This window comes from Bifidobacterium merycicum DSM 6492, from assembly GCF_900129045.1.
GTDB lineage: Bacteria > Actinomycetota > Actinomycetes > Actinomycetales > Bifidobacteriaceae > Bifidobacterium > Bifidobacterium merycicum.
Window position 1 is genome coordinate 303,943 of the sequence record NZ_FQTX01000002.1, and the last position, 25,622, is coordinate 329,564.

25 protein-coding genes are annotated in these 25,622 nt (G+C 63.2%); 20 read left to right on the plus strand and 5 right to left on the minus strand.

The window, feature by feature from the left end; all coding sequences use genetic code 11:
• From aroA to BUB29_RS03830, 3 genes are all read left to right on the plus strand, one after another.
• A complete protein-coding gene (gene aroA, locus BUB29_RS03820) occupies positions 1–1,335 on the plus strand; it encodes a 3-phosphoshikimate 1-carboxyvinyltransferase (protein ID WP_033521675.1) in 1,335 nt (444 codons plus the stop codon).
• Between the two features lie 298 nt (positions 1,336–1,633).
• On the plus strand, positions 1,634–2,488 hold the full coding sequence (locus BUB29_RS03825; RefSeq protein ID WP_033521673.1) for a protein-ADP-ribose hydrolase: 855 nt from the start codon (positions 1,634–1,636) through the stop codon (positions 2,486–2,488).
• Positions 2,489–2,568: 80 nt separating this feature from the next.
• On the plus strand, positions 2,569–3,438 hold the full coding sequence (locus tag BUB29_RS03830; RefSeq protein WP_033521671.1) for an SIR2 family NAD-dependent protein deacylase: 870 nt from the start codon (positions 2,569–2,571) through the stop codon (positions 3,436–3,438).
• A 369-nt stretch (positions 3,439–3,807) separates the two neighbouring features.
• Here the strand turns inward: BUB29_RS03830 and BUB29_RS03835 are convergent, their stop codons facing one another.
• The 3 genes from BUB29_RS03835 to BUB29_RS03840 are packed head-to-tail and all read right to left on the minus strand — an operon-like array spanning position 3,808 to position 4,979.
• The gene (locus BUB29_RS03835; protein ID WP_033521669.1) at positions 3,808–4,197 is read right to left on the minus strand and encodes an ester cyclase; all 390 of its coding nucleotides are present in this window, start codon (positions 4,195–4,197) and stop codon (positions 3,808–3,810) included.
• Between the two features lie 42 nt (positions 4,198–4,239).
• A complete protein-coding gene (locus BUB29_RS09675; protein ID WP_143155144.1) occupies positions 4,240–4,446 on the minus strand; it encodes a hypothetical protein in 207 nt (68 codons plus the stop codon).
• Positions 4,447–4,484: 38 nt separating this feature from the next.
• On the minus strand, positions 4,485–4,979 hold the full coding sequence (locus BUB29_RS03840; RefSeq protein WP_033521667.1) for a helix-turn-helix domain-containing protein: 495 nt from the start codon (positions 4,977–4,979) through the stop codon (positions 4,485–4,487).
• A 300-nt stretch (positions 4,980–5,279) separates the two neighbouring features.
• Between BUB29_RS03840 and BUB29_RS03845 the strand changes: the two genes are divergently transcribed.
• The 17 genes from BUB29_RS03845 to BUB29_RS03925 all read left to right on the plus strand — a co-directional run bounded on the left by BUB29_RS03845 (position 5,280) and on the right by BUB29_RS03925 (position 23,930).
• Positions 5,280–5,642: a hypothetical protein gene (locus tag BUB29_RS03845; RefSeq protein WP_199851188.1), complete on the plus strand. Its 363-nt coding sequence runs from the start codon at positions 5,280–5,282 to the stop codon at positions 5,640–5,642.
• 684 nt (positions 5,643–6,326) lie between these two features.
• Positions 6,327–7,559 (plus strand): PD-(D/E)XK nuclease family protein, encoded by a 1,233-nt coding sequence (locus BUB29_RS03850; RefSeq protein WP_033521665.1) that lies wholly within the window; start codon positions 6,327–6,329, stop codon positions 7,557–7,559.
• Positions 7,560–7,734: 175 nt separating this feature from the next.
• Complete coding sequence (locus BUB29_RS09520) at positions 7,735–8,064, plus strand: helix-turn-helix domain-containing protein (RefSeq protein WP_159430605.1); 330 nt, start codon at positions 7,735–7,737, stop codon at positions 8,062–8,064.
• Positions 8,065–8,068: 4 nt separating this feature from the next.
• Positions 8,069–8,443 carry a helix-turn-helix domain-containing protein gene (locus BUB29_RS03860; protein ID WP_033521663.1) on the plus strand — a complete coding sequence of 125 codons (375 nt, stop codon included), beginning with the start codon at positions 8,069–8,071 and terminating at the stop codon, positions 8,441–8,443.
• A complete protein-coding gene (locus BUB29_RS03865; protein ID WP_052109160.1) occupies positions 8,430–8,915 on the plus strand; it encodes a helix-turn-helix domain-containing protein in 486 nt (161 codons plus the stop codon). The genes BUB29_RS03860 and BUB29_RS03865 overlap by 14 nt, the downstream gene beginning before the upstream one ends.
• The gene (locus BUB29_RS03870) at positions 8,906–9,700 is read left to right on the plus strand and encodes an ATP-binding protein (RefSeq protein WP_033521660.1); all 795 of its coding nucleotides are present in this window, start codon (positions 8,906–8,908) and stop codon (positions 9,698–9,700) included. Before BUB29_RS03865 ends, BUB29_RS03870 begins: the two co-directional genes overlap by 10 nt.
• A gap of 169 nt (positions 9,701–9,869) precedes the next feature.
• Entirely contained in the window at positions 9,870–10,304 is a 435-nt protein-coding gene (locus BUB29_RS03875; protein WP_051915306.1) for a hypothetical protein, read from the plus strand.
• A gap of 18 nt (positions 10,305–10,322) precedes the next feature.
• Positions 10,323–10,865: a hypothetical protein gene (locus BUB29_RS03880; protein WP_033521658.1), complete on the plus strand. Its 543-nt coding sequence runs from the start codon at positions 10,323–10,325 to the stop codon at positions 10,863–10,865.
• Positions 10,862–12,748: a VirD4-like conjugal transfer protein, CD1115 family gene (locus BUB29_RS03885; RefSeq protein WP_033521656.1), complete on the plus strand. Its 1,887-nt coding sequence runs from the start codon at positions 10,862–10,864 to the stop codon at positions 12,746–12,748. The genes BUB29_RS03880 and BUB29_RS03885 overlap by 4 nt, the downstream gene beginning before the upstream one ends.
• A 15-nt stretch (positions 12,749–12,763) precedes the next feature.
• A complete protein-coding gene (locus tag BUB29_RS03890) occupies positions 12,764–12,979 on the plus strand; it encodes a hypothetical protein (RefSeq protein WP_012799010.1) in 216 nt (71 codons plus the stop codon).
• Between the two features lie 11 nt (positions 12,980–12,990).
• Positions 12,991–13,413 carry a PrgI family protein gene (locus BUB29_RS03895; RefSeq protein ID WP_033521649.1) on the plus strand — a complete coding sequence of 141 codons (423 nt, stop codon included), beginning with the start codon at positions 12,991–12,993 and terminating at the stop codon, positions 13,411–13,413.
• The gene (locus tag BUB29_RS03900) at positions 13,379–16,105 is read left to right on the plus strand and encodes a VirB4-like conjugal transfer ATPase, CD1110 family (protein WP_033521647.1); all 2,727 of its coding nucleotides are present in this window, start codon (positions 13,379–13,381) and stop codon (positions 16,103–16,105) included. Before BUB29_RS03895 ends, BUB29_RS03900 begins: the two co-directional genes overlap by 35 nt.
• A gap of 439 nt (positions 16,106–16,544) precedes the next feature.
• Positions 16,545–17,783 carry a glucosaminidase domain-containing protein gene (locus BUB29_RS10095; protein ID WP_275039758.1) on the plus strand — a complete coding sequence of 413 codons (1,239 nt, stop codon included), beginning with the start codon at positions 16,545–16,547 and terminating at the stop codon, positions 17,781–17,783.
• Between the two features lie 15 nt (positions 17,784–17,798).
• Positions 17,799–18,509: a hypothetical protein gene (locus BUB29_RS03910; RefSeq protein WP_033521642.1), complete on the plus strand. Its 711-nt coding sequence runs from the start codon at positions 17,799–17,801 to the stop codon at positions 18,507–18,509.
• 2 nt (positions 18,510–18,511) lie between these two features.
• Positions 18,512–19,510: a VirB6/TrbL-like conjugal transfer protein, CD1112 family gene (locus tag BUB29_RS03915; RefSeq protein ID WP_051915141.1), complete on the plus strand. Its 999-nt coding sequence runs from the start codon at positions 18,512–18,514 to the stop codon at positions 19,508–19,510.
• A gap of 97 nt (positions 19,511–19,607) precedes the next feature.
• Positions 19,608–20,114 (plus strand): hypothetical protein, encoded by a 507-nt coding sequence (locus BUB29_RS03920; RefSeq protein ID WP_033521640.1) that lies wholly within the window; start codon positions 19,608–19,610, stop codon positions 20,112–20,114.
• 6 nt (positions 20,115–20,120) lie between these two features.
• Positions 20,121–23,930, plus strand: a complete 3,810-nt coding sequence (locus tag BUB29_RS03925) for a VaFE repeat-containing surface-anchored protein (protein ID WP_033521638.1) — start codon at positions 20,121–20,123, stop codon at positions 23,928–23,930.
• Positions 23,931–24,590: 660 nt separating this feature from the next.
• Here the strand turns inward: BUB29_RS03925 and BUB29_RS03930 are convergent.
• Positions 24,591–24,890, minus strand: a complete 300-nt coding sequence (locus BUB29_RS03930; RefSeq protein WP_033521636.1) for a hypothetical protein — start codon at positions 24,888–24,890, stop codon at positions 24,591–24,593.
• 170 nt (positions 24,891–25,060) lie between these two features.
• Entirely contained in the window at positions 25,061–25,621 is a 561-nt protein-coding gene (locus tag BUB29_RS03935) for a hypothetical protein (protein ID WP_033521633.1), read from the minus strand.
• Position 25,622: the final 1 nt, after the last annotated feature.

The window sequence follows — 25,622 nt, forward strand, 5'->3', positions numbered from 1 at the left end:
ATGAGCGAAACCACCGCCACCGTCTGGCCCGCGCCCACGGCCGCCAAGCCGCTCGACGCCACCGTCGAAATCCCCGGCAGCAAATCCCTGTCGAACCGTTACCTCATCCTCGCCGCACTTGGCGGCACTCCCATCACCCTTACGGGTCTGCTGCGATCCCGCGACACCGACCTCATGATGGACGCGCTTACGGCGCTTGGCGTCAGCTGCGACATCGACCCTCATGTTCCCACCACCGTGCGCGTCACCCCGCCCGCGACGGGTCGGTTCACCGGCAACACCAGCGTCTACTGCGGTCTGGCGGGCACCGTCATGCGTTTCGTCCCCGGCCTCGCGTTGTTCGCGGACGGTCCGGTTCGGTTCGACGGCGACCGTCAGGCGTACGCGCGTCCTATGAAGCCCGTGCTCGACGGCTTGGAACAGCTCGGCGCGACCGTCGAATACCACGGCGAAACCGGCGGACTGCCCTTCACTATCACGTCGCCCGCCGAACTTGTGACAGAGCGCTGTGGCGTCACCATCGACTCCTCCGGCTCCTCCCAGTTCATCTCCGGACTGCTGCTGATCGCCTCCCGTCTGCCGGGCGGCATGACGCTCACGCATGTGGGCGGGAAGACCCCGAGCCTGCCGCATATCCGCATGACCGTCGCCGACGTGACCGCGGCCGGTGGCAGCATCACCGCCGACGAGAATGCACATACGTGGACTGTTGAGCCGCGCCCGCTGCAGCTGCCCGAACACATCACCGTGGAACCCGATTTGTCGAACGCGGCCCCGTTCTTGGGTGCGGCGCTGATTGCGGGCGGTACCGTGCGCGTGCCGAACTGGCCGGAAACCACCACGCAGCCGGGCGGACTGCTGCCCGGATACTTGGAACGCATGGGTGCGAAGGTGACGTTCTCCGTGGAGAACGGTGTGCGCTACTGCAATGTGACCGGTGGGGACGTGATTCATGGTCTGGGTGATTTCGACCTGACCGCCGCGGGTGAGATTGCGCCTTCGCTGGCCGCGATTCTGGTGTTCGCGGACGCACCGACCAACATGATCGGTATCGGGCATCTGCGCGGGCATGAGACGAACCGTCTGGAAGCGTTGGTCAACGAGATCACGCGCGTCGGGGGAAAGGCTTGCGAACTGGCGGACGGCATCCGTATCGAACCGGTGGCGGAGGCCGCGTTGCACGGTGCCGAAATGGAAACGTATGCGGATCATCGTATGGCGACCTTCGCGGCGATGCTCGGCCTGCGCATCGACGGCGTGACCGTGCGCGACGTGGAGACCACGCGCAAGACGCTGCCCGACTTCGTGGGCATGTGGACCGGCATGCTGGGCTGATATATCTGATACATCGGCTGGCTCGGCTGGTTCGCTTATTGCGATCGGTGCCCGCTACTCCGCGGCTGTGAACGGCTACGGAGCAGCGGGCACCGTCATACGGGTGTCGCCGTATCGCTGATGTCCGCATAGTGGTCTCGACATGTGAAACGCTGAATGCCATGGAACCTTGCAACGGCGCAATCGTTCCCTCGCGGTAACCAAGGCACAATAATGTGCCGTCCTTACAAACCGGGGCCACGGTGATACGGTGAAGCCAAAGTCGGTGGGAACGCCGGTACGGAGAAAGAGGTGCGGCATGAATCAGGATGAGCGCAGGCGACTGCTGCTTCAAGGCCTGCTGGACGAGCGTCGGTCCTGGATGGGCGATGATTCCGCTGATGACGCTTCGGGCATCAGCATCCCGAACGATCCGGACCAGCAGCGCATACTGCTGCGCGCCCTGATGAACGTGCGCGAGCCGTACCCCGTCGACGAACGTCTTCTGCGCATTCAAGACGACTATCTGCATGCGGAAACCGCAGTCAAAGGCATCACCGACATCGCCGATCTCACACCGATCCGGACGGTGCCGAGTGCCGGGACGCAGACGGAACTCTACCTTTGGCAAGGTGACATCACGACACTCAGGTGTGATGCCATCGTCAACGCGGCGAACAGCGGCATGACCGGCTGTTACGCGCCGAACCACCGGTGCATCGACAATGCGATCCACACCTATGCCGGCATGGAACTGCGGTTGGCGTGCGCGGAACTGATGGAACGGCAAGGGTACCCGGAGCCGACCGGGCAGGCGAAGATCTCGCCGGCGTTCAACCTGCCGTGCCGATACGTGCTGCACACGATCGGACCAATCGTGGACGGGCGCGTGACCGCCGAGCACGATCGGCTGTTGGCATCCTGCTACCGTTCCTGCCTGAGGCTGGCGGCGGAACATGGGTTGGAAAGCGTGGTGTTCTGCTGCATCTCGACCGGCGAATTCCATTTCCCCAACGAGCGGGCGGCAGCAATCGCCATACATACCGTTGAGGAATTCACGGCAGAACGAACCAGCGTGAGGAAAGTGGTGTTCAATGTTTTCAAGGATACGGATTACGAAATCTACGAACGGCTGCTCCGAACCGAGCGATCAGCCGACCGGCCAACCGGCTGACAAGCCGACCGGCAGATGGGCTGATCGGCAGATGGGCTGATCGGCTTGGTTTGACCAACGGATTCGGCCGGAACGAGTCGATGAATCGGTTTGAAGTGTCGAACGACCCTGATTTCGCCCTACGACTTGACCTGCTGAAAACGGCGTGGCATGAGGCCGACGCCGTGATCATCGGTGCGGGATCGGGACTGTCCACGGCGGCGGGCTTCACCTATGCTGGCGAACGATTCGAACGGTACTTCTCCGATTTCGCCGCGACCTACGGCATTCGCGACATGTATTCGGGAGGCTTCTACCCGTTCGCCTCGCTGGAGGAATACTGGGCGTATTGGAGCCGATTCATAACCGTCAACCGCTACCACGACGTGCCGAAACCGGTGTACGCCGATCTGCTGAAACTCGTGGCGGGCAAGGACTATTTCGTCATCACGACCAATGTGGACCACTGCTTCCAGAAAGCTGGGTTCGCCCGCGAACGCCTGTTCTACACGCAGGGCGACTATAGCCTGTTCCAATGCAGCGTGCCATGCCGACAGGAAACCTTCGACAATGAGGCGGTTGTGCGGGCCATGGTCGAACGGCAGGAACATATGCGGATTCCGACGGAACTCGTGCCATCCTGCCCGTACTGCGGCAGGCCCATGACGATGAACCTGCGTTGCGACGATACGTTCGTGGAGGACGAAGGCTGGCATAAGGCCGCGGAACGATACGATGATTTCCTGCGCACACGAGTCCGCGCAGAGCGCAAGGTGCTGTTCCTGGAACTGGGTGTGGGCGGCAATACGCCCGTCATCATCAAATACCCGTTCTGGCAGATGACGGCGAGCAGCACCGACGCCGTCTACGCCTGCAGCAACCTGGGCGAGGCGAACTGCCCGGCCGACATCCGGCGGCAGTCCATCTGCATCAACGCGGACATCGGCGACGTGCTGGCGCGACTGCGGTAGGGGAGAAGCGCTCTTCCATATACGTTGAGGCCCCTGTGCGGTTCAGTTTGCTGAACCGCACAGGGGCCTCAACATCAGCGTTTGGTTACACGCTATGACATCTTCGCCAACAGGGCAATCACTCGAACTCTACAACAGGACCCATTTCTTAAACAGTTTTGTTTAGAAGATATGTATTCCTGTTCTTCTGATTATTTGTGGTATCCATATTATCCTGAGTATCACAGCTATTGTTATCAAAATGTTATCAGCCGTGATAACACGGGATTGTCCCCTGCGGATAATATCAATTGGCTTGGGTGTATTATAGCATCCAGAGGGGTAAATCTCAACATCCGATTTGATCCGGATGAGCGATTAAACTGAAATTTATCGAAGTTTCGCTTCAATTTCTTTATCTGGCCAATAGCCCCATGATTCAACAATCTTGCCGTCCACAACCCTAAAGTTCTCCAATGCCTCAAAGCTAATATGCTTTCCGGTAGCCGGTATTCCCATACAAGTTCCGGCATGAATACCCTGATAGAGAATTCTGGTTGCAACCATATCCTCCTCACCAAATACATCAAGCACCTCAATTTTCAGGTCAGAGAATTGTCCCTCCACAATTTTCAAGATGCCCACGGCATCAGCATTACTTCTTGCTCCGGCAGGACTGTGGTCTATGTAGTCCTCCGCCATACATTCCATGATAAAGTCGTAATTGTGATTGATATATCCTTCCACAAAAAAGTGACTTACCAGTTCTTTGTTATCCATAACTGTTGTTCCTCCTTGTCGTTAAGATTTATATGTTTATTATCATTGTAGACGCAAATTCAAATTTACTGCTGATTCTTCTTGCTTCTCCAATATAAAATTGCGGCTATACACAGTTCCAGTATTCCTATTGCCAGCCACACAATTCCCATGGCGATATTTCTGACCCATAAGAACCAGATCGCGGAACAAAGTATAAATGTTATTCCCAATATGATAAAAGTTTTGCCATTCGTTTTCATAACTCACATCTCCTTATCGTTACTCTTATGATTTGATTGCACAGATCAAGCGTAAAGACAGTGTTCTACGTAAGCCATCATCTGATTATTCTGATAGCCATATTCAACAAGTGCCAACAGGGGGACAAGTCCGACAAGCCACGACCTGTCAAATACGAACGGCAGCACAGCGGCTGCAATTAGAAGAAGCCCAAGCAAAACAAACAGCGCTGTATGTTCTTTGCGCCATTTCTTTTTGAAATAAGCTTTTCTTTCCTCGAGGGAAAACGCGCTCGATTTGGAAACAGCGATGACATTTTCATCCGCCTTTTTCCTGAATTCTTCATCCGATAGGAACTCGCCTGCCAGCAGCTCGTTAACGCTGACGTTCAGCTCTTTTGACAGCAGTTGGAGCATCTCAATGTCAGGCATATAATTTGCGTTTTCCCAGCGGGATACAGTCTTGTTGGTGACACCGAGTTTTTCGCCCAACGCCTCCTGTGTAAGGTTGTGCTGTTTACGTAGATAAGCGATAAATTTTCCTGTTTTAATCTGATCCATGTTGTTCACCTCCGTAAACAATATATCCCTACCGGTGTGAGAACTCTTCCCCACAAACAGCGAATTCGCCAAATGACACATTGTTTTGAATCTTGCAGTTACAAATTCAAATTTATCATCTCTTGCAGTTTGTCAACTTCTTCCGGTGTTAGCTGGAGACTGCTCTTATAAATACAAAATCCATGAACCAATAACTCTCCGTTTATATATGGATTGTTTCTATAAAGTCGCGAATAATTGCGTTGACTTTGTCCGGTTGATCGTCATTTGCATTATGCGCTGCCCCCTGAATCATGATGAGTGGAAAACCGGTGCGCTGCTCCCATCTCTTGGGATGTTTCTCCCTCTGCGCTGGCAGTTCCCGATATAGACACCAATATTGGCCTGATGCATACATTGTTTGCCCTGGAAGATCTGAGAGGTCTTAAAGTAGGTCAGATTGACGGAGAGCTTTGCCTCCGACTCGACAAACACAAAGGTCTCGAATACATTTCCATGTTTGATATGCTTTCTGCCTGGTATGAGCAGGAAGAGAAGTACCGTAATGGTGAGATCACCAAGGAAGAGTACGACCAGTGGAGATACAACTATCCAAAGTATGACACCTATAGCCGCCGGGCAAAGGTTCCTTCTCAGGAGATTTCAGATCTGTTCACCAAGTAAAACTCTATAGACGCAAAAAATCCCTTGCCGAGATTTCTCTCAGCAAGGGATTGCTTTTTAATATGGATACCTTTCGAACACCTTTTGAAATCATTCTTTACTCCAAAACCACTTGGTACGAAGAATGATGCTCCTTCAGAGTTCTGTTATCAAATTGTTATCAGAAGAGATTTTCAAATTCAGAAACCCCAGTGTTTTTCAAGGCTTCCGGGCTTTTCGCTATTATTCCCACTCAATGATTCCCGCGCTTGCGGGAATTGCATTCTCGTATTGTTTCATATCGTCTCGTCTCACTCGTTGCTTCTCGTGCATGGTGAGTATTTACATTGTAGCCTAGTTGTTGGAACTCACTTGGAACTCAGTCGGGTGAGTTCCAGTTGGAACTCACTTATGGGGAGTATTTTGCCCGACATGGGGAGTATTGCCCCTGACCTGCGGTTTTGCCGCTCCATCGTGATGGAGTGAGTTCCAGTCGGGTTTTCGGCCCTTCCGGCTGATATGGGGAGTATTGTTTTTCGACATGGGGAGTATTGCGGTTTACCTGCGGAAACGCCATCTTCTCCCCTAGCGGGTGAGTTCCAATCGATTGCGTGCAATGAATAGCAACACTTCAAGGATCGCTCGCAAAGCTAATTGCAACGCATGATTGCTTGACGTGCCCGTCTTGCGAAGTCCAAAGGTAAAATGTCGAAAAGCAAGGACAGTTCATTGGAGAGCAAAATGGCCGAAGGCGAAATACTAATCAACCAACTCTTCGCTGGCAGGTATTTGAGCGAAGGTGGCAACATCGGCCATGAGGTTATCAATCTGTTTGAAGACGACAATGGAGACAGGTACCTCTATGTCACGCCAAGCGGGATAGTGAAGGGTCACGACGTCGACACGGTTATCTTCGTCCGGAATGTACGGGCCAGAAAGACCGTCGAGGTAATCGCTATAGGTCTTGGCTTATCAACTGTCTCCGACAGAGACGTCGAGAGGATTACCTACGGCGGGGCAACGCTGGACCAGATCTTCCGGGGCAATACGTATCACGGTGGCCAGGACGTATTCTCTGGCAACGTGACATACAAGGCCGAACAGGTGCTCGTGCCCGCCGGAGAAAAGCGAGTGTTCATAACCATCGACCCCGAAAACGAAATCTCCATTCGGGAGGGTTTGACGCAACTCGACTCTACCAGGAAAGTCATCATCCCCCAGGGAATGCGTACGTACTACTCTCAATCCAACGACCCCAAGGCGTATGGGCAACTGCGCAGCATGGTTGACAACGCGTCGCTCTGGCAGCAAGCCGCGCCCGGAAAGCTCGTCGCCGACAGCGCCGAGAGCTCCATGGCACCGACTTTCCTTGAGATAATCGGCAAGGAAGATGACGAGCTGGCGTTCTCGAACCTTTTGGCGCACTACTTCGACTACAGCCACGCCTCCTTCAGAGAGTTCGCAGAATCCGACGATCTTCTCGGTATAAGCGGAATGGACCCCGACTTCGAAATCGTGCGCGAAACGAACCACAACATCGATCTTTGGATCGAAAGCGCGGCCCATGTCATCGTCATCGAGAACAAGGTCCGCTCCGGTGTCAACGGGATCGACGAAAACGGGAAATCACAGCTGGACAAGTACCGGTCTAAGGCGGAGGAATACGCACGCGAGGCGGGCAAGTCGCCCCACTTCTACATTTTCGCGCCGGATTACAGTGGCATAGATTTTGCTCAATACGACCCTGAGGGCGCCTACAAAGTCATCCCCTACAGCGCAATACACGCGTTCTTCGCACGGAACTGCTCGGCCTACATCGCCGATAGGTATTTCCCGGAGTTCCTGCGTGGGCTCGAGAGACAGGCAATGACGATGTCCGAGCTCAATTTCAGGACGATGCGCTCGCGCTTCATGAGGAAGATTTCGGAAGCGCAGTAGCAGGCGATCCCAAAAGCAAAAAAGGCTTAGACGGGCTTAGCAGGGCTTAAGTCCTGACGACACGTTGCACCGCGTCAAATCCACCGATATAAGCATCCCCATCGCCGTCGACTCGGCGGCAATGCAGGGAAAGCAGGCGCTTCGGTGCCAAGAGGTGCGATTCGCGGGGTGCGCAATGATTGACGAAATTCTCGAGATGACCCGTTCGGTGGGACAAACACGGGACACACGTTTTGACAAATCGGAAGATAATGAAAACCTGGTTCACCAGATTTACGAGACGGTGGCGATTGGAGATGCTGGAGAAGCAGGCGAACAGGGCACCGAGGGAGAGGCCAGGCTCCTTGACGCGGCCGAGGTCGCCGAGCGCCTCCACGTCTCCCGATCCCTCGTCTACAAGATGATAGAGCGCCGCCAAATCCCCGCCATCAAGATAGGTCGTTGCGTGCGAGTGGACCCGCGCGCCCTAGAGGCGGTCCTTCAAAGTCAAAGCTGGGCAAGGTAGGCGGATGGCCATGCTCAACGCAGCAGAACCACGTCCCGCCGCCGAAACCGAGCAGGCCCCCTCCGACAGCCCGCAGGAAGTACCAACTGCGAGCAAGAAGAGGAGTGAGACGGCGATGACGAACAACAAACGCACGACGCCGCAAGTTCCCATGAAGGACTATTACACGGTTCAAGACGTAGCGGCCCTGCTCGGCACGAGCCAGGACCGTATAAGGGAGTACGCGAGCAGGCCGGTCGACCCGATGCCGTTCAGGCTGCTCCCGGGCCTCACGAGAGGCATGTTCATCAACAGGATGGACCTTGCCGACTGGGTTTGGAAGAACACCGTGCTGGCATACAAGGCGAAGGCCAAGGGGCCCGAGGATGACAGCCGATGAGGAGAACGCCAGGGGCAAGGAGTTCGTAATAGCGCACCGCTTCATGTGGCGCGATCTAAGCCTCTCGGGCGTGACCCTGCTGGTATATGCGCGCATCTACGGGTTCTGCCGCGACGGCGGCGGGTTCTACGAGTCGCGCGCCTCGACCGCGGAATTCCTGGGCACGACTCCCAGGACGGTCACGCGCGCCATAGACGAGCTCCTGGCCGCAGGCCTCATCCGAGAGGCCGGCTCCCACGAGACGGGGACAGGCCGGAAGACCAGACGCTACGTGCTCGCGGGCGCATCGCCCCCTGAAGACCCCCATGACGACGCGTCACCTGACGAGCCGTCACCCGACGAAACGTCACCCCAAGCATCCGCTTCCCCTGACAAACGGTCGGGGGAAGCGGCCCTCAACCCTGACGGATCGTCAGGTCTACCGGTGACGGGTTGTCACCCAATAAGAAAGGTGGATAACAAATGGTTCTGAAAGGAAAGGCCGGCGACGGGCTCGTGACGCCCGCGGAGGCCCGCGCGGCAGGCCTATCCTTCGAGGAGCCGAAGCCCGTCGCCTGCCATTTCTGCGGGAGGGAGCTCGAGCCTTTGGGCGCGGTGCTGCTCGGGCAGGTGCGCTGGGTCTCGCACGCGCCGTGCGGGTGCGACGGCGAGCTCGAGGCGGAGCGCGAGCGCGAGCACCGTGAGCGCGAGGAGGCCGAGGCCGAGATGGCGCGCAGAATCGCCGCATCGGGCATCAAGAGGCGCTTCAGAAACGCCCAGACCTCGATACCGGCGGCGGTGAGCTACCTCGGCCGCTTCGGCGACATACAGGGCCGCGGGCTCTACTTCCGGGGCGGCGTGGGCGCGGGCAAAACCACGGCGGCGTGCGCCATCGCGCGCGCCCTCGTCTACTCGGGATACTCGGTCGTGGTCACGACGACGCTGGAGATGCTCGACTCGATCCAGGACACGTACGGCACCGGCGCCAAGAGCGCCGAGGGCGTGGGGCGATACGGGAGGTGCGACCTGCTCGTGCTCGACGACCTCGGCAAGGAGGGAGCCAACAGTTGGGCCATGACCACGCTCTTCCAGGTGGTGAACCGCCGCTACGAGGAGATGCTGCCCACCATCGCCACGTCTCAGTACGGCATCGACGAGATCGAACGCCGGCTCGCCCGGGGCGGCGAGCGCGAGACGGCCGCCGCCATTGCGTCGCGCCTGCGCGAGACGTGCGAGGTCGTGGACCTCGGCAACAGGGACCGAAGACGCAGGGGCTAGGGGTAATTCGGCTTCCTGGGGCTTAGGAGGGCTTAGCGGCCATCGCCGAAAGAAAGCACCGCTTAGATGCGCGTATAAACGCCCCAGCGGGCCGCCGGAGGCGAAAACACGAACCCCGAAACGATGGCCGTCGCGGCCCGCGCAATCCGTTAGACACGAAGGAGGCGCGATGCTGCCCGGTTCCAGGGAAACGCTCTTTAGCGCAATCAGGGAGAACCCGTGGATCGCCGAGAAGGCCGACGTGTGCAGGATCCACGAGGCCGTCGGGCCCAAGGGCCTGAAGAAGCTCCTGCACGACCGCTGCGAGACCGGCGACTGCGCCGTGCTCGACGACGTCGCTTTCGCGAAGCAGTCCGCCGGAGAGCTCTGGCTCGCCCTCAAGCGCGACGGCGACACATGGCACGGCTTCGAGTCGATGCCCGCCGCGCGCATCGCCGAGGAGGACCCGGCCCGCTTCGACGCGCTGGTCGAATCCATGAGGTACGCGACCCCCGAGCAGTGCAGGCGCCTCCAGTACAGGCCGCTATCCGACAGGTCGGAGTCCGCGCGCGCCGCCGCCGACCGCGGCGGCGAGGCCAGGCCCCTGCCCGGCGAAGCGCGCTAGGGACCGGGAGGCACAGCCATGGCAAGCGACTTCGGCGACGAGTCCGGCGAGAAGATGCTCGACTCCAACGCGCGCATCGTGGAGAGATGGGGCGAGAGCGCCCTGAGGCGTCGCGCCTGGGAACTCAAGGGCGCCTGCGAGCAGGCGTCGGAGCAGGCGGAAACCGCAGCGAGCGCAATCGAAGTAAGCGACGAGGATCCCACGCCCGCATGGGCCAGACTCGACATGTCCGAGTTCAAGGACGCGGGCGACTGGGAGGAAACCAGGCCGCGGATCGAGGAGGCGCTCCGTGCGCACCGCATCGAGCCCGTGTGGCTCGACGACGCCGAGGCCGGCCGCACCGAGCTGCTCTTCCGCATCGAGGACGCCAGGCAGGTTTCCGACGCCTTCGACGAGCTGGGAGACAGAATCGGCCGCGATGCCCCGCACCCCATAGATGACCGCCCGCTCGACGAGCGCGCCAGGCAGGCAAGGCAGGCCTCAGAGGCTCTCGAGGCGCAGCGCACCGCAACCCGCGAGCGCGAGATCGGCGAGGTCGCCCGAGAGGTCGGCACCCGATGAGCGCCCGCCCATCCGGCACCGTCGCCGCAACAGTGCTGTCCGTCGCCGCGTTCGCCGCGGCCGACGCGTACGCCGCGTGCCTCATGTCGCTTCCCGGCAACGCCGCCATGAACCTCATGGCGGCCGCCGAGGCTCTGCCCGCATACGTCGCCTCGCACGGCCTGTCCTCAGAGCCCGCAGCGCTGGCCACGGGGCTCGTTGCCGCATGCGCGGTCTGGGTCGCCTGGGCCTACGCGATAAGCCACGGGCGCGCGGAGAGGAGCGGCGAGGAGCACGGGTCTGCCAGGTGGGGCACCCGCCGCGAGGGGCGCAGGTTCATGGACCTCAAGGACCCCCGGAACAACATCATCCTCACCGAGCACTACGGCATGGCCATGGGCAGGCCCGACCACGACAGGCGCTACGAGCGCAACCGGAACGTGCTCGTCGTCGGCGGCTCCGGATCCGGCAAGACCCGCGGCTACGTGGAGCCCAACATCATGCAGATGAACGCGAGCTACCTCGTCACCGACCCCAAAGGCGAGACGCTGCCCAGGATGGGGCGGATGCTCGAGGCGAACGGCTACGAGGTGGCCTCGTTCAACACCGTGGACTTCTCGGCGTCGATGCACTACAACCCGCTCGCCTACATAGAGGACGAGGCCGACATCCTCGAGTTCGTCACCTGCCTCATCGAGAACACCACAGGCGAGGGCAGGCAGGCGCAGGACCCGTTCTGGGAGAACGCGGAGCGGCTGCTCTACGTGGCGCTCATCGGCTACCTCGTGTACCACTGCCCGGCGCGGGACCGGTCGCTCTCGGGCCTGGTGACGCTGCTGTCGCTCGCGAAGGCCAAGGAGTCCGACGAGGACTACAGGAGCCCGCTCGACCTGCTATTCGAGGAGATCGAGACCGGCGTGCGGCTCGTGGCGTCCGACGAAGGCGGACAGGCGGGCTTCGACCCGGCGAGGCGGGGGTCCTTCTCCCCTAGCGGGGCGGGCGTGAGGCGCGTGCGCGTGGCGGACCCCGTCGACGTCGACTCCGACTTCTGCCTGCTGCACTACAAGATGTTCAAGGACGCGGCCGGCAAGACCCTGAAGTCGATCCTCGTGTCGTGCAACACGCGCATGGAGCCCTTCGCCATACCGCAGGTGCGCGAGCTCGTCTCCTACGACGAGATGGCGCTCGACCGGCTCGGCGACCCCGGCGCCAGGCGCGCCGTCTTCGCCGTGATGTCGGACACCTCCAGCCTCTACTCGTTCCTGTTCGCCATCATGCTCTGGCAGACCATGAACATGCTCTGCGAGCGGGCGCTCAAGGAGTACGGGGGCTCGCTGCCGACGCCGGTCCACCTCGTGCTCGACGAGTTCGCCAACATCGGCAAGCTCCCCGACGTCGAGCGCATGGTGGCGGTCATCCGCAGCCGCAACATCTCCATGTCGGTGATCCTGCAGTCGCTCTCGCAGCTCAAGGCCCGCTACGAGGACGACGCCGCGACCATCGTCGACTGCTGCGACACGACGCTCTTCCTGGGAGGCAAGTCCACCGAGACCGTCAAGGAGATCTCCGAGACGGTCGGCAAGGAGACCGTGGGCACCGTCACCTGGAACGAGAGCCGCGGCGCCATGCCCTCGTCCACCCGCAACTGGAACACCATCGAGCGCGACCTGGTGCAGGGCGCCGAGGTCGCCAAGCTGCCGCGCGACGAGGCCATCGTCCTCATCACCGGCACGGACCCCCTGAAAGACAAGAAGTACGACATCGCATCGCACCCCATGTGGCCGCAGGCGTACCCGGGGCATCCGGGCGCGCTCTTCGCGGAGCCCTACGACTTCGCCGCGCGCCTCGAAGAGATGCGCGAGGGACGTGGAGACGGCGGCGACGATGCCGCCTCGGACGCATAGAGAGAAAGGAACCGGATGCTTCAGAACATCATCAGCCTCGTGTCGGGGTGCGTCACCTTCCTGGGCGGCTTCCTCATCGTGTGGGGCGCCGTGAGCCTGGGCCTGGCCATCCGCGAGCAGCAGGGCGGCGCGCAGATCGCGAGCGCCATCTCGACCATCGCGGGCGGCGCGATCATCGTCGCCGCGGCGGTCTACTTCGGCATGCTCGACACCTCCTGGCTCCCGGCGTAAGGGGCCCCGAGATGCTCAGCGTGACCGTCCACAAGGACATCGGCGAGTACACGGAGAAGGTCGTCGGCAAGCTCTCGGCCCGCACGCTCGCGTGCACGGCCGGGGGGCTCGCCGCCTCGGTCGGCGCCGCCGCCGCGGTCCACCTCGGCCTCGGCGTCGAGGTGGCCGACGCGACGCTGCCCGTCATGGCGGCGTCCATGCCGTTCTGGCTCATGGGCTTCTGGCGCCCGAAAGGGCTGAAGGCCGAGGAGTACGTGCCCATGAGGCTCTCGCACGCGCTCTCCGACGGCGTGCTCGCATACGAGACCGGGGGCGGACTCATGGCGGCCGTCCTCCCCGACGAGAGACCCAAGGCAGACAGGCGCGCGAGGCGCGCCGCGAAGAGGAAGGGAGCCGAGATTGCTGAACCCTCTAGGCAAGAAGGCGAAGAATAAGGCCGACGACGCGGAGGCGCCCGCGAGGCGCAGGCCGCGGTCGGTGGAGAGGCGCATCCGCGAGCAGGAGAAGCAGCTCACGGACCAGACGGCCGCGCAGAGGCGCAAAAGGCGCGCGGCGCGCGACGTCTACTCGGCCGTCGGATTCGACCTCATGTACAAGGACGGCATCTGCCAGGTCGAGGAGGGCCTCTTCTCCCAGACCATCGCCTTCGACGACATCAGCTACCAGTCCGCGCGCGAGGAGAGCCAGCAGGCCATCTTCAGCGGGTGGTGCCAGCTGTTCGACTACTTCGGCGCGGAGACCTGCGTGCAGCTCACCGTGACCAACACCCCCATACCGGCGTCCGAGATCGGGCGCATGAAGTTCTTCGAGGAGGGCGCGCCCGAGACGGCGGAGTACGCCCGCGAATACAACCGCATCCTCAACGACAAGATGCGCGAGGGCGTCTCCAACCTCGTGCGCGAGCGCTACCTGACCTTCAGCACGCTCGCGCCCGACGTCGACGCCGCCGTGCCCAAGCTCGCCCGCATGCGCTCCGACGCCGTGCAGACGCTGAACAAGATCCGCAGCTCTGCGAGGCCGCTTTCCGGCGAGGAGAGGCTGCGCGCCATCCACAGCCAGCTGAGGCCGGGGAAGCCCTTCAGCTTCTCCTGGGACGCCGTGGGCGCCACACGCGGCCTCACCGCGAAGGACCTCGTGTGCCCGATGTCGCTCGACTTCAAGCCGGAGGGCTCCGGCACCTGCTACAGGAGCGAGGGCGTCTGGTGCCAGGTGCTCTCCCTGCACCGGTTCGGGAGCGAGCTTTCCGACCGCTGCCTCGCCGAGATCATCGACCTACCCATACCGCTCAACGTGACGCTGCACGTGCAGGCCATGGACAAGGCCAAGGCCGTCGCCTACGTGAAGAAGCGCCTGGCGTGGATGGACAAGGAGATCATCGACGAGCAGATGGGCGCCGTGAAGAAGGGCTACGACTTCCAGATCCTGCCCAGCGAGCTCAAGTATTCCAAGGAGGAGGCCGAGGACCTGCTCGACCACCTGCAGAACAAGAACCAGCGCCTGTTCGTCTACACGGGACTCGTGTTCACCTACGCGGCGACGCGCGAGGAGCTCGACGACCAGGTCATGCAGATCGTGTCGACCGCCCGCCGCAACTCCATCGAGTGCGACACGCTCGACTACCGCCAGCGCGAGGGCATGAACTCGATCCTGCCGCTCGGCCACAACCACGTGCAGGTGTGCCGCATGATGACGACCGCGCAGGTCGCCATCCAGATGCCCTTCGCGACCCAGGAGCTCGCCCAGGAGGGCGGCGGCTACTACGGCCAGAACAAGCAGTCCTCGAACCTGGTGCTCTGCAACAGGAAGCGCCTCGCGAGCCCCATGGGGTTCGTGGCAGGCAAGCCGGGCTCGGGCAAGTCCTTCTCCGTGAAGCGCGAGATCGAGAACACGATCCTTGCTTACCCCGACGACGAGGTCATCATCCTCGACCCCGCGGGCGAGTACGCGCCGGTCGTGGAGGGCAACGGCGGCGAGTGCATACGGTTCGCCCCCGACTCCGGCACGCACCTGAACCCCTTCGACCTCTCCGACGTGGCGCACCAGTCGACGGCGGCGCAGATGGCGTTCAAGATCGACGCGTTCCTAGCGCTGTCGTCGGCCACCATGGCGGAGGGCAGCCAGGGGCTTCCCGAGGCGGACAAGTCCATCATCAGCAGGTGCGTGGAGCTCGCGTACTCCGAGTGCGCCGACGAGGGGCGCCTGCCGCTTCTGGGCGACTTCCACCGCATCCTCTCGGAACAGCCCGAGCGCGAGGCCCGCGACATCGCGCTGCGCTACGAGCGCTACGTGAAGGGGGCGCTCTCGTTCTTCAACCACGAGTCCAACGTCACCTTCGAGAAGCGCGTGACCAACGTCGACTTCAAGGACCTCTCGGAGAACATGCGGGCTTTCGGCATCGTCGCCGTCCTGGAGACGGTGCGCAACCGCATGTACTACAACTTCGAGCGCGGCGTGACCACCTGGCTCTACATCGACGAGGTGCAGAGCCTGTTCGGGCACCCGGCGGTAATCACGTACTTCTCGAAGTTCTGGGCGGAGGGCCGCAAGTTCAACCTCGTCTGCACCGGCATCACGCAGAACAGCGTCTACATGCTGGAGCACGAGGAGGCCCGCAACATGGTGCTCAACTCCGACTTCATCCTGCTACACAAGCAGTCCCCGCTCGACCGCAAGGCATGGGTCGACCTGCTGGACCTCTCCGCACAGGAGGCCGGGTACATCGACGAGTCGATACGCGCCGGCGAGGGCCTGCTCGTCGCCGGCGGCGCGCGCATCCCCATAAAAGACGACTTCCCCAAGGGCGCGCTCTACGACCTCTTCAACACCAAGCCCGAGGAGATCGCCGCAATGAAGAAGGCCTCCGAGTTCGCCGCGAGGGCGCGCGAGCGCAAGGGGCCGGCGGCCCACGCAACGCTCGCGGAGCGCTGCGCGCGGCTCGCGAGGGAGTCCGGAGGCGCCTGGCGGGGCACGGCGACCGAGCTCGCCAACGCCCTCGGCATGGCGGGCGCCAACCCCTCGAAGCTCTCCAAGGACGTCGCTGCATGCGGCCTGGAGTCCGCAGGCGCGTCCATGAGGCGCGAGGCGCGCGGAAAGCGCACGACGATCGTCATCTCCGCGAAGGCGTGATCCGACCATGCCTGCGAAGGACGTCGCATACGAGACCCACGCGCCGACGCTCGCGTCCGACGCCGCATCGGCGGCAAGGGACGCGGGAGAGGCAGCGCGCACGGGCAGGACAGACGCCGTATCCGCGGGCATCGTCCGCGCGTCCGAAAGGCGCGGGTTCGGGGCGAAAACGGCCGGCAGGTCGCCCGCAACTCCATCGAAACAGCAGGTCGGCGCTGCAAAGGCGTCGAAGTCAAAGCTGGATTTGACCTCAGAGGAGCAATCCAGGACGGCATTGCACAGGGCGACCGGGGCGGCATATGCGGGCGCCGCATCGGTCGCGAGGGCGGCCGACGGGGCAGACGACGGCGACGAGGACGAGAGCGTCGCCTACCCGCCGTCGAGGAGGCCGGCATCGGCCAGGGCGGCGGAGCACGCGGCAGACGCCAAGGAAGCAGCAGTGGCTGATCAGCAACAAGCCGCCCGGGCCTCCGCCGCGAAGCACGCCGACAAGGCGTGGTCCGCGGGCAAGGCGGGAAAGGCCGCCAAGGCCGACCGCGAGCGAAGGAGGGCATCGGCCGCGAAGGCGCGCATGCAGTCGAGGCGGACGTGGCTCAAGGCGCGCGCGTCCCAGGAGGCGCAGGCGAAGGCAGCGGGCGCCGTCGCGAAGAAGGGGGTGCGGGCCAGGCTCGCCGTCGCGGCGTCGTCGATGGCGGCGCCGGCTGCGGGCGCGCTCGCGGGGATCCTGTTCTTCGTGCTCGCCGCGATCCTCGTCTCGCAGCTCGTGAGCGCGCTGTTCGGCTTCTGGGACAACGAGGCCAGGGCCCAGGCGGTCGAGGGCCTTCCTCCCTACATAACCGCCGACATGGTCGAGGCGGCGCTCGAGTGCCAGGAGCAGTACGGCCACCCGGCCGGGTGCACGCTCGCGCAGATCATCTGCGAGTCGGGGCAGGGAGACCACCTGTCGGGGCTCGCCACCCAGGACAACAACCTCTTCGGCATCAAGTGGGCGGCGAGCTTCGCCTCGTGCCCCGAGGTGTCGGGCAAGTCGTCATGGTCGACCGGCGAGGAGTACGGCGGCGAGTACGTGACCATCATGGCCGACTTCACGAGCTTCAGGTCCCACAGGGACTGCATCGTCTTCCGCTCCCGCGTGCTGCTGCAGAGCGACCGATACGCCGGAAACGAGCTCATTCAGCGGGCGATCGCCGAGCACGACTCGGACCTCATGGCCGAGGGCCTCAAGGACGCCGGCTACGCGACGAGCTCGAGCTACGTCGAGTCGCTGAAGTCGGTCATGGACACGTACGGCCTGCGGCGCTTCGACGGCATGAGCGTCGAGGACTGGAAGAGCGGCACCGCCTCCGGCAACGCCGTCGTCGCCGCGGCCACGAGCCAGCTCGGCGTTCCCTACGTCTGGGGCGGCTCCACGCCGGGCGTGGGCCTGGACTGCTCCGGGCTCACGCAGTGGTGCTACGCGCAGGCCGGCATCGCGATCCCGCGCACGGCCGACGCGCAGGCCGCGGCGGGCACGCACGTGCCGCTGTCCGAGGCGAGGCCCGGCGACATCCTCTGGCGCCCGGGCCATGTCGCCATCTACGCCGGCGGAGACGAGTACATACACGAGCCCCACTCGGGGGCCGTCTGCGAGAGGTCGAGCGGCATCGCGTACTTCACCTGCGCGGTCCGGTTCCGATGAGAAGGGAGATACGAGATGGACAGGAAGAACAGGGTGATGCTCGCCGCCGCGATCGGCGCCGTGGTCGTGCTCGTCGCGAGCAGCGCGGTTAGATGCGCGGTGTCGAGGTCGGCGGACACGGCGCCCGAGCAGCCCGCCGCGGAACAGTCCCAGGAGGCCGACATGGGCGCCCGGGAGAAGGCCATGGGGGCGCTGCGCGGCCACGCGTGGCGCTCGGAGACGGACGCATCCGCGTCCGTTGAGTTCCGCGAGGGCAGCTTCGTCGAGACCAGGGGCGGGCAGGCAACCGTGACCGCGTTCGAGGTGACGGGCTCCTCGGAGGGAGACGACTGGGCGAGCCTGGACGTCTCCTTCGTGCGCGACGGCGCCTCCGGCGACGCCGTCGTCATGCTCGAGGGGCGCGAGGGGTCGCTGCGCGTCGCGAGCGACGCCTTCGCCAACGCCGACGCCTACGTCGAGGGCAAGGCCTCGGCGGGCCCCGTGGCGGTCTCCGGCGTCACCGAGCCCTACGCGTCCCTCATCGACGGCAGGACCGACGAGCTCGCGGGCGCCGTCGCCGACCACTGCCGCAAGAAGGTGCCCGCCGCGACGCGGGCGGACTTCGACGGCGAGGTCTTCGTCGACGTCAAGGGAGGGCGCGTGAGCGCGACCTTCACCTGCGACGACCCGGCCCGCACGATCCTCAACGTCACCTACGACGGCGCGACCTTCAATGTGGAGGGCTAGCCGTGGGCGCGATAAGACAGGCCCTCTCCGACTGGCGCTTCGCGTACGGCTTCGCCGCGGCCGTCGTGCTCCTGACGGCCGCGCTGGCGCTGCCGGAGCCCGCGTTCGCGGGCATAGCCGAGGACATCAACGCGTGGATCTGCGGCGTGCTGCGGGACACCTGCAACTGGATCTTCAACAGCCAGGTGGACATGCTGCGCGGCATCGGCGTTGACGGCGTCCTGTCGGCCGACTTCACGCAGATGCTCGGGTCCGCAGGCTCCGTCACGATGTACGACGTCGTCCGCGCGGTGTGGCAGAACGCGATCCTGCCCATCGGATGCGGCGTGCTGTCGTTCGTGTTCACCGTGCAGCTCATCAAGGTGAGCCAGCGCATGGACGGAAACGCCAGCATGCCCGGCGTCAAGGAGGTCGTGTTCCTGCTGGTTTTCTTCGCGGTGTTCCTTTTCCTCGTGCAGAACAGCTTCGAGATCATGCAGGGCATCTACGGCATAGCCAAGATCGCCATATCCCGCACCGCGGGGCTGTTCGGCACGGGCGGCGAGCTCGACCTCTCCACGGTCTCGATCGCCACCACCGACGACGACGTGGCGGCGCTGCTCGCGATGCTCGTCATCGCGCTCATCAGCTGGGTCGTCGTAATCGTCGCCTACGTGGTGGCGCTCGTCGTGAGCTGGGCGCGTGCGCTGCAGATCTACATCATGGCCGCCTTCGCGCCGATCCCGATATCGCTCCTGGCGCTCGACGAGACGCGCCAGATGGGCGTGGGCTACCTCAAGAACTTCGCGGCCGTGTGCCTGGCGGGCGTGATCATCCTCGTGCTCCTCGTGAGCTTCCCGATCGTGCTCGGGGGCCTGAACGCCGCCACCGTGGGCGTGCCCGTCGTCGACTCGGTCGTAGGGGGCCTCAGCTACGCACTGCAGTACCTGGCCATGTGCATCCTGCTCATCATCTCGCTCGTCAAGAGCGGCTCGTGGGCGCGCGACGTCATGGGCGGCTAGGGAGAGGAGGCCTGCGATGGCGAGGGGCCCATAGGGGTCCCGGCCGCCGACGGCGGCCGGCCCCATCCGTAACAAGCCAACCCGAAAGGAGGAGGAAATGGCCGACAAGGCTGAGAAGAGGAACGTCTACATCTCGCTGCACAAGCTCTACGTGCGCGAGGGCATCGAGTACGCGGACCCCGCGACCGGCGAGGCAAAGTCGTTCAACATGGCGACGCTGCCCAGGGGCACCGTCATCGACGGCAAGGACGTGAGCGGCTACCAGTTCAGCCCGCTGTACGTGAACCCGTCGAGGTTCAAGGGAGAGGACTGGCGCGACATACCGCTCCTGGCGGACCGGGAGGTGTGGCTCCAGAAATCGGTCCTCGACCCCGAGGGCAACCCCGTCATCGGCGAGGACGGGCGCCGCCAGAGGGACACCATCGTGGTGACGCCCCAGCAGATCAAGGACGCGATAGCGGAGTCGAGGCGCGCATGGCTCGCCGAGCACTCGCGCGACGACCGGGGGCTCGCCGACAGGGCGCAGCAGGCGCGGCACGCGTCCGAGGTGGCCTCGAAGGAGGCCCCCGAGCGCCCTTTGTCCCGCGACGCGGCGAGGGGGTGAGCGGCCATGAGGACAGCGGCTCGTGAGGCTTCCGCCTCCAAGCTCTTCAGGGTCGTCATGGCGGCCGTGCTCGCGGTATCCATGTGCATCCCCGCGACCGCGCTGCAGGCGCAGCGCGCATTCGCGGCCTCGGACTCGCTCTCCCAGGTCACCTGGGAGGAGGCCAAGCCGCAGATCGAGCAGTACATGGGCGTGCCCTACGTGTGGGGCGGCCGTTCGACCGACGGCTGGGACTGCTCGGGCTTCGTGTCGTTCGTGATGCACGACATCTACGGCACCGACTGGCCGGGCGGCACCTGGGGCGACTCGGGCACGGGCTCGATCTACAACTACTGCGAGCCCTACCAGGTGTTCTCGGGCGACTCGGCGGAAGACTACAACTCGGCGTTCGACAACGGCACCGTGAAGCCCGGCGACATCATCATCTTCCTGAACTCGCAGGTCGTGACGGTCCACGCCGCAATCGCAGGCGAGGACGCCACGGTCTACCACGCCTGGCACGAGGGCTTCGGAACCGGCAACTGCCGCTTCGACTACATGTGGGGCATCAACGGCGGGCATGGCAAGGTCTACAGCTCCTTCGTCGTCTACCGCGGCCTCACCGAGGGCGGCTACGTGACCATGGACAAGTCGTCCGCAGACGTGAAGGTCACGGGCGGCAACGCGCAGTACTCGCTCGCGGGGGCCGTCTTCGGCGTGTACCGCGACGGCGCGCAGGTGGCCACCATCACCACCGACGGGGACGGCCACGGCTCCACATCCGACAAGCTCCCGAACGGCTCCTACACCGTGAGGGAGATCGAGGCGCCGGCCGGATACGCGCTCGACGGCCGCACCTTCCCGGTCACGGTCTCCGGCTCCGACGCCGGGGCGGAGATGGCCGAGCAGCCCGTGACCGTCACCCTCACCGTCGCGAAGTTCGACGACGGCACGGGGCGCCGCGAGGCGCAGGGCGACGCCACGCTTGACGGGGCGGTCTACGAGGCGAGCTACGCCTACGACGGCGGCACGAAGACCGTCACGGGCACGACGAGCAACGGCACCGTGACCTTCGAGGGCATCCCGCTCGGCGACGTCACCGTGCGCGAGCTTGAGGCGCCCGAGGGCTACCTTCCCGACGCCGAGAAACACACCCTGACCGTGAGCGCCGGCATGGCCGGCCACGACCCCGTCTTCTACTACGAGCCGGCCGACGAGTTCGCGGAAACCGTCATCCGTGGCGGCATCACTGTGGGCAAGGCCGACTCAGAGGAGTACGACCACAGGGACGGCGACTACGCCAACTACGCCCAGGGCGACGCGACCTTCGCGGGCGCGGAGTTCGCGATCGTTAACCGCTCCGAGGGATTCATCTGGTACGACGCCAACAAGGACGGGAAGCACCAGACTGAAGAGGACTTCGAACCCGGCGCCGAGGTGCTTCGCATGACCACCTCCTACGACAAGGCGCTCGACGCCTACGTCGCCAAGACCGGCGAGCGGGCCCTGCCGTACGGCACCTACGGGGTCGTCGAGACCAAGTCGCCCGAGGGCTACACCGAGCGCGGCAAGGTCGACGTCACCTGCGAGATCCGCGAGGACGGCCAGGTGGTGGAGCTCACACGGGACTCCGGCATCGAGAACGAGGTGATCCGCGGCGGCGTGCAGGTCGAGAAGGACGACTGGGAGCTCGGCAAGTCCGAGGCCATCGGCGGCGCGGGCCACTCCGCGCTCGACGCGCAGGGCTACCTCGGGACGTCGCTCGAGGGCATCGAGTTCACGGTCACGAACGCCTCCAGGCACGGCGTGATGGTCGACGGCGAGTACGTTGGCAAGGGCGAGGTCGCGGCGACCATCTACACGTCCTGGAACGAGGAGCTCGGCGCCTACACGGCCCAGACCGGACCCGACGCGCTCCCGTACGGCACCTACACCATCATGGAGACGGCCACGAACGACTCATACATGCTCACCGACGGGAAGGCCCGCACCTTCGAGGTCCGCACCGACGGCGAGACCGTGACCTTCGACAAATCCGGCGCGGACCTCACGTGGCGCGACCGCGTCGTGCGCAACGACGTCCACCTGCAGAAGAAGGGCGCCGACGACTCGCACAAGTTCGCCTACGTGCCGTTCCTCATCACCAACGTCACCACGGGCGAGGCGCACGTGGCAGTGACCGACCGCAACGGGGCGCTGAACACCTCCGCCGGCTGGAACAGCCACATCCGCGACGCTAACGCCAACGACTCGCTCATCGGCAAGGAAACCATCACGGCCTCCGACGTCGACGAGTCCTGCGGCGTGTGGTTCGGCCTTGCCGAGGACGGCTCGGTCTCCGAGCCCGACGACCGGTTCGGCGCGCTGCCGTACGGCGAGTACACCATCGAGGAGCTGCGCTGCGAGTCCAACGAGGGCTACGGCCTTTGGAGCGACAGCTTCAACGTATCGCGCGACTCCACGACGACCAAGTTCGACGTCGACCTCGGCACGGTCGACGACCAGCCCGGCCCGCGCATCGGCACGACTGCGACCGACGCCGCAGACGGCGACCACGAGGCCTACGCCGGCAAGGTCGAGATCGTCGACACCGTCGCGTACCGCAACCTCGAGCCCGGACGTGAGTACACCGTCACGGGCACGCTCATGGACAAGGCCACGGGCGAGCCCGTCAAGGACGGCGGCAAAGAGGTGACCGCCAACGCGACCTTCACCGCCAAGGACGCCAACGGCACAGTAGACGTCACCTTCTCGTTCGACGCGTCCGCGCTCGCCGGCCACGACGTCGTAGCCTTCGAGACGCTCACGCATGAGAGCCGCGAGGTCGCCGTGCACGCGGAGATCGAGGACGAGGGCCAGACCGTGAGCATCGTCCCCAAGCCCGAAATCGGCACCACGGCGGTCGACGCCGACGACCTTGACCACGAGGCGGAGGCCGACTCCAAGGTCGAGATCCGCGACGTGGTGGCCTACAAGGGGCTCACCCCCGGCAAGGCCTACACCCTCACCGGCAGCCTCATAGACAAGGAGACCGGCGAGCCCGTGCAGTCCGGAGGTAAGGACGTGACCTCGACCGTGACGTTCACGCCCGAAAAGGCCGACGGGTCGGCCGCGGTGACGTTCTCGTTCGACGGCAGAGCCCTAGCGGGCCACGACGTCGTCGCATTCGAGTCGCTTAAGTCCGGTGGCGCAGAGATCGCCTCGCACATGGACATCGAGGACGGCGGCCAAACTGTCAAGCTGGTCAAGCCCGAGGAGCCGCAGAAGCCCGAAGAGCCCTCCATCGGCACCATGGCCACCGACGCCGACGACGGCGACCACGAGGCCGTCGCGGACGCAGAGGTGACCATCGTCGACGAGGTCGCCTACAAGGGCCTCACCCCCGGGGAGGAGTACACCGTCACCGGCACGCTCATGGACAAGCAGACTGGCAAGCCCGTACAGTCGGACGGAAAGGACGTGACAGCCACAGCCTCGTTCGTCCCCGACAAGGCGTCCGGCTCCGTGAGCCTGAGCTTCACGTTCGACGGGAGCGCGCTCAAGGGCCACGACATCGTGGCGTTCGAGACGGTCTCCAAGGACGGCGCCGAGGTAGCGGTCCACGCCGACATCGACGACGTCGGACAGACCGTGAGCCTGGTCGACGAACCCGTCACGCCTTCGAACCCGACGCCTAAAGGCGGATTGCCCAAGACGGGAGACTCGGTACCCTGGATCCCGCTCGCATGCCTGGCTGCCGCCGCAGCATGTGGCATCGCAATCCTCGCGTTGATGCGCAGGAAGGGAAACTGGGTTGAAGCGGACGACTTCGATGACGAGAACGAGCTTCAGAGATAGACGTTAGGGAGACGGCAGGTTAAGTCGGGGGTTCTTTTCTGATGAGGAAAGAACCCCCGAATACTTAATCGGGGGTTCAACCACTTATAATCGAAGCACCAAACTTACATGCAATGAGTATGTTGAGCGGAAGGTAGAGATCATGGGATTATTCGGTGACATTTTAAGCGGCATCGCATCGTCTTTTGGAGAGTCGAATGTCACGTGGTACTGCGACGGCTGCCATTCCGTCCTGAACGAGCAGCCCGGATTCACGACCTCTAGGGGGACGTGGGAATGCACCGAATGCGGTGAGTTGAACGACGTCACCGATGCTAATGTTTTCAATAGCGAGGAAGAATACCAGTCTCATATGGGTATACCGAGATGTCCGAGCTGCGGAGGCATGGTTGTCGGAGATGCCCCCGATGCTACATACTGGTTCAACTGCACCAGCTGCGGCGAACGTTTTTATTTAGAAGATGGCGAGCTGATAAGCCCGTTCGATCGGAGCAGAAGCAGGTCTAGTCGGACGTGCGAGAATTGCGGCGAATCACTTTCTGGCGGAGAATATACAGCGCCATGGGAGAATGGCTATAATCCAGATGGATATATCAAATGCCCTCATTGCCGCCATGTGAACTTCATTTATGAGGACTAATTATTCCGTAAGACTTTGATTCATATCCTTGGCGGCGCGTCCGGAACCTCGAATCCACAGAGGACCTTCTCCCACCACTCGCGAGACTCCACGCCGGACTCGGCGAGCATGTCGAGCATCTTCACTTTTGCCTCGGGCGGTAGCGACTCGAAGTCGGCGCGCATGGCAGCATCGACCTTGTCGGTGCTCGCGTCCATGGCGGCGGAGATCTCCTTCATCTCCTCGAGCGTGTAGCTCTCGGGCGAGCTCGTCGCGAGGTCGCCCCTGAAGTAGGCCATCTCGTGCTCCTCCATGAGCCTCTTGTATTCGTCCTCGCGCATCGCGCACCCACCTTCGTTACGACCTTGCCCGATTTGTTGATTATAGTTCGGGAACGCCTCTCTGAACCCGCCAAGCCGGGTTTTGCAAAACCGCAGGTAGACGAGGCGCTGTAATCGATTCTAAGGCCCGTTTAGCACTCGGGTCGACCCAGAACACCTCGGAAACGCGGTTAATCGTCGAGTTCCTCGCCTTCATGGATGCGGGATGCGGCGATCGCAGCCTGCGCGGCCTCGATTTCGCGCCAGGTCTCGACGGTCATGCCCATCCTGCGGCAGATCTCCTCCTCGGGGTCCCCGGTACCACCGTCACCGAGCAACGCCTCGAGGTATGCGTGCGCCGAGACGGCCCTGGGGCCGAGATCGTCGGCGGCGTCGTAGGCTCGCATGAGCACCGAGGCGTCGACGAGGGCGCCGTCGATCCTCTCAAGCACGATCTCCCCGTCGAGGGTGAGCCGCTCGAGCATCGCGACGTCTCCTGCGTCGGCCAGAAGGAAGCTCCATCCGTCGCGCCGACGGGCCACGGGGAGGCCTGCGTCGTCAACGACGCTGCGGTACTCGTCGGCGGTCTCGTGCCAGTAGGCGCGCATCCAGATTCCGCCGCCTGCAAGCGCGGCGGACCAGTCGAGCGCGTAGTTTGTGAGAAGGTTGCCGCGCAGGGGTAGCGCCTCGGTGAAGTGGTCGGTGTCGAAAACGTCGATGAGCCCTCCCGGGTAGTAAGCCTTCATGATCATC

Excerpts from the sequence above, each read along its gene's own strand:
- aroA (WP_033521675.1), top strand. The coding sequence starts at position 1 with ATGAGCGAAACCACCGCCACCGTCTGGCCCGCGCCCACGGCCGCCAAG.
- BUB29_RS03825 (WP_033521673.1), top strand. The coding sequence starts at position 1,634 with ATGAATCAGGATGAGCGCAGGCGACTGCTGCTTCAAGGCCTGCTGGAC.
- BUB29_RS03830 (WP_033521671.1), top strand. The coding sequence starts at position 2,569 with ATGAATCGGTTTGAAGTGTCGAACGACCCTGATTTCGCCCTACGACTT.
- BUB29_RS03835 (WP_033521669.1), bottom strand. The coding sequence starts at position 4,197 with ATGGATAACAAAGAACTGGTAAGTCACTTTTTTGTGGAAGGATATATC.
- BUB29_RS03840 (WP_033521667.1), bottom strand. The coding sequence starts at position 4,979 with ATGGATCAGATTAAAACAGGAAAATTTATCGCTTATCTACGTAAACAG.
- BUB29_RS03850 (WP_033521665.1), top strand. The coding sequence starts at position 6,327 with ATGTCGAAAAGCAAGGACAGTTCATTGGAGAGCAAAATGGCCGAAGGC.
- BUB29_RS09520 (WP_159430605.1), top strand. The coding sequence starts at position 7,735 with ATGATTGACGAAATTCTCGAGATGACCCGTTCGGTGGGACAAACACGG.
- BUB29_RS03860 (WP_033521663.1), top strand. The coding sequence starts at position 8,069 with ATGGCCATGCTCAACGCAGCAGAACCACGTCCCGCCGCCGAAACCGAG.
- BUB29_RS03865 (WP_052109160.1), top strand. The coding sequence starts at position 8,430 with ATGACAGCCGATGAGGAGAACGCCAGGGGCAAGGAGTTCGTAATAGCG.
- BUB29_RS03870 (WP_033521660.1), top strand. The coding sequence starts at position 8,906 with ATGGTTCTGAAAGGAAAGGCCGGCGACGGGCTCGTGACGCCCGCGGAG.
- BUB29_RS03875 (WP_051915306.1), top strand. The coding sequence starts at position 9,870 with ATGCTGCCCGGTTCCAGGGAAACGCTCTTTAGCGCAATCAGGGAGAAC.
- BUB29_RS03880 (WP_033521658.1), top strand. The coding sequence starts at position 10,323 with ATGGCAAGCGACTTCGGCGACGAGTCCGGCGAGAAGATGCTCGACTCC.
- BUB29_RS03885 (WP_033521656.1), top strand. The coding sequence starts at position 10,862 with ATGAGCGCCCGCCCATCCGGCACCGTCGCCGCAACAGTGCTGTCCGTC.
- BUB29_RS03890 (WP_012799010.1), top strand. The coding sequence starts at position 12,764 with ATGCTTCAGAACATCATCAGCCTCGTGTCGGGGTGCGTCACCTTCCTG.
- BUB29_RS03895 (WP_033521649.1), top strand. The coding sequence starts at position 12,991 with ATGCTCAGCGTGACCGTCCACAAGGACATCGGCGAGTACACGGAGAAG.
- BUB29_RS03910 (WP_033521642.1), top strand. The coding sequence starts at position 17,799 with ATGGACAGGAAGAACAGGGTGATGCTCGCCGCCGCGATCGGCGCCGTG.
- BUB29_RS03920 (WP_033521640.1), top strand. The coding sequence starts at position 19,608 with ATGGCCGACAAGGCTGAGAAGAGGAACGTCTACATCTCGCTGCACAAG.
- BUB29_RS03925 (WP_033521638.1), top strand. The coding sequence starts at position 20,121 with ATGAGGACAGCGGCTCGTGAGGCTTCCGCCTCCAAGCTCTTCAGGGTC.
- BUB29_RS03930 (WP_033521636.1), bottom strand. The coding sequence starts at position 24,890 with ATGCGCGAGGACGAATACAAGAGGCTCATGGAGGAGCACGAGATGGCC.
- BUB29_RS03935 (WP_033521633.1), bottom strand. The coding sequence starts at position 25,621 with ATGATCATGAAGGCTTACTACCCGGGAGGGCTCATCGACGTTTTCGAC.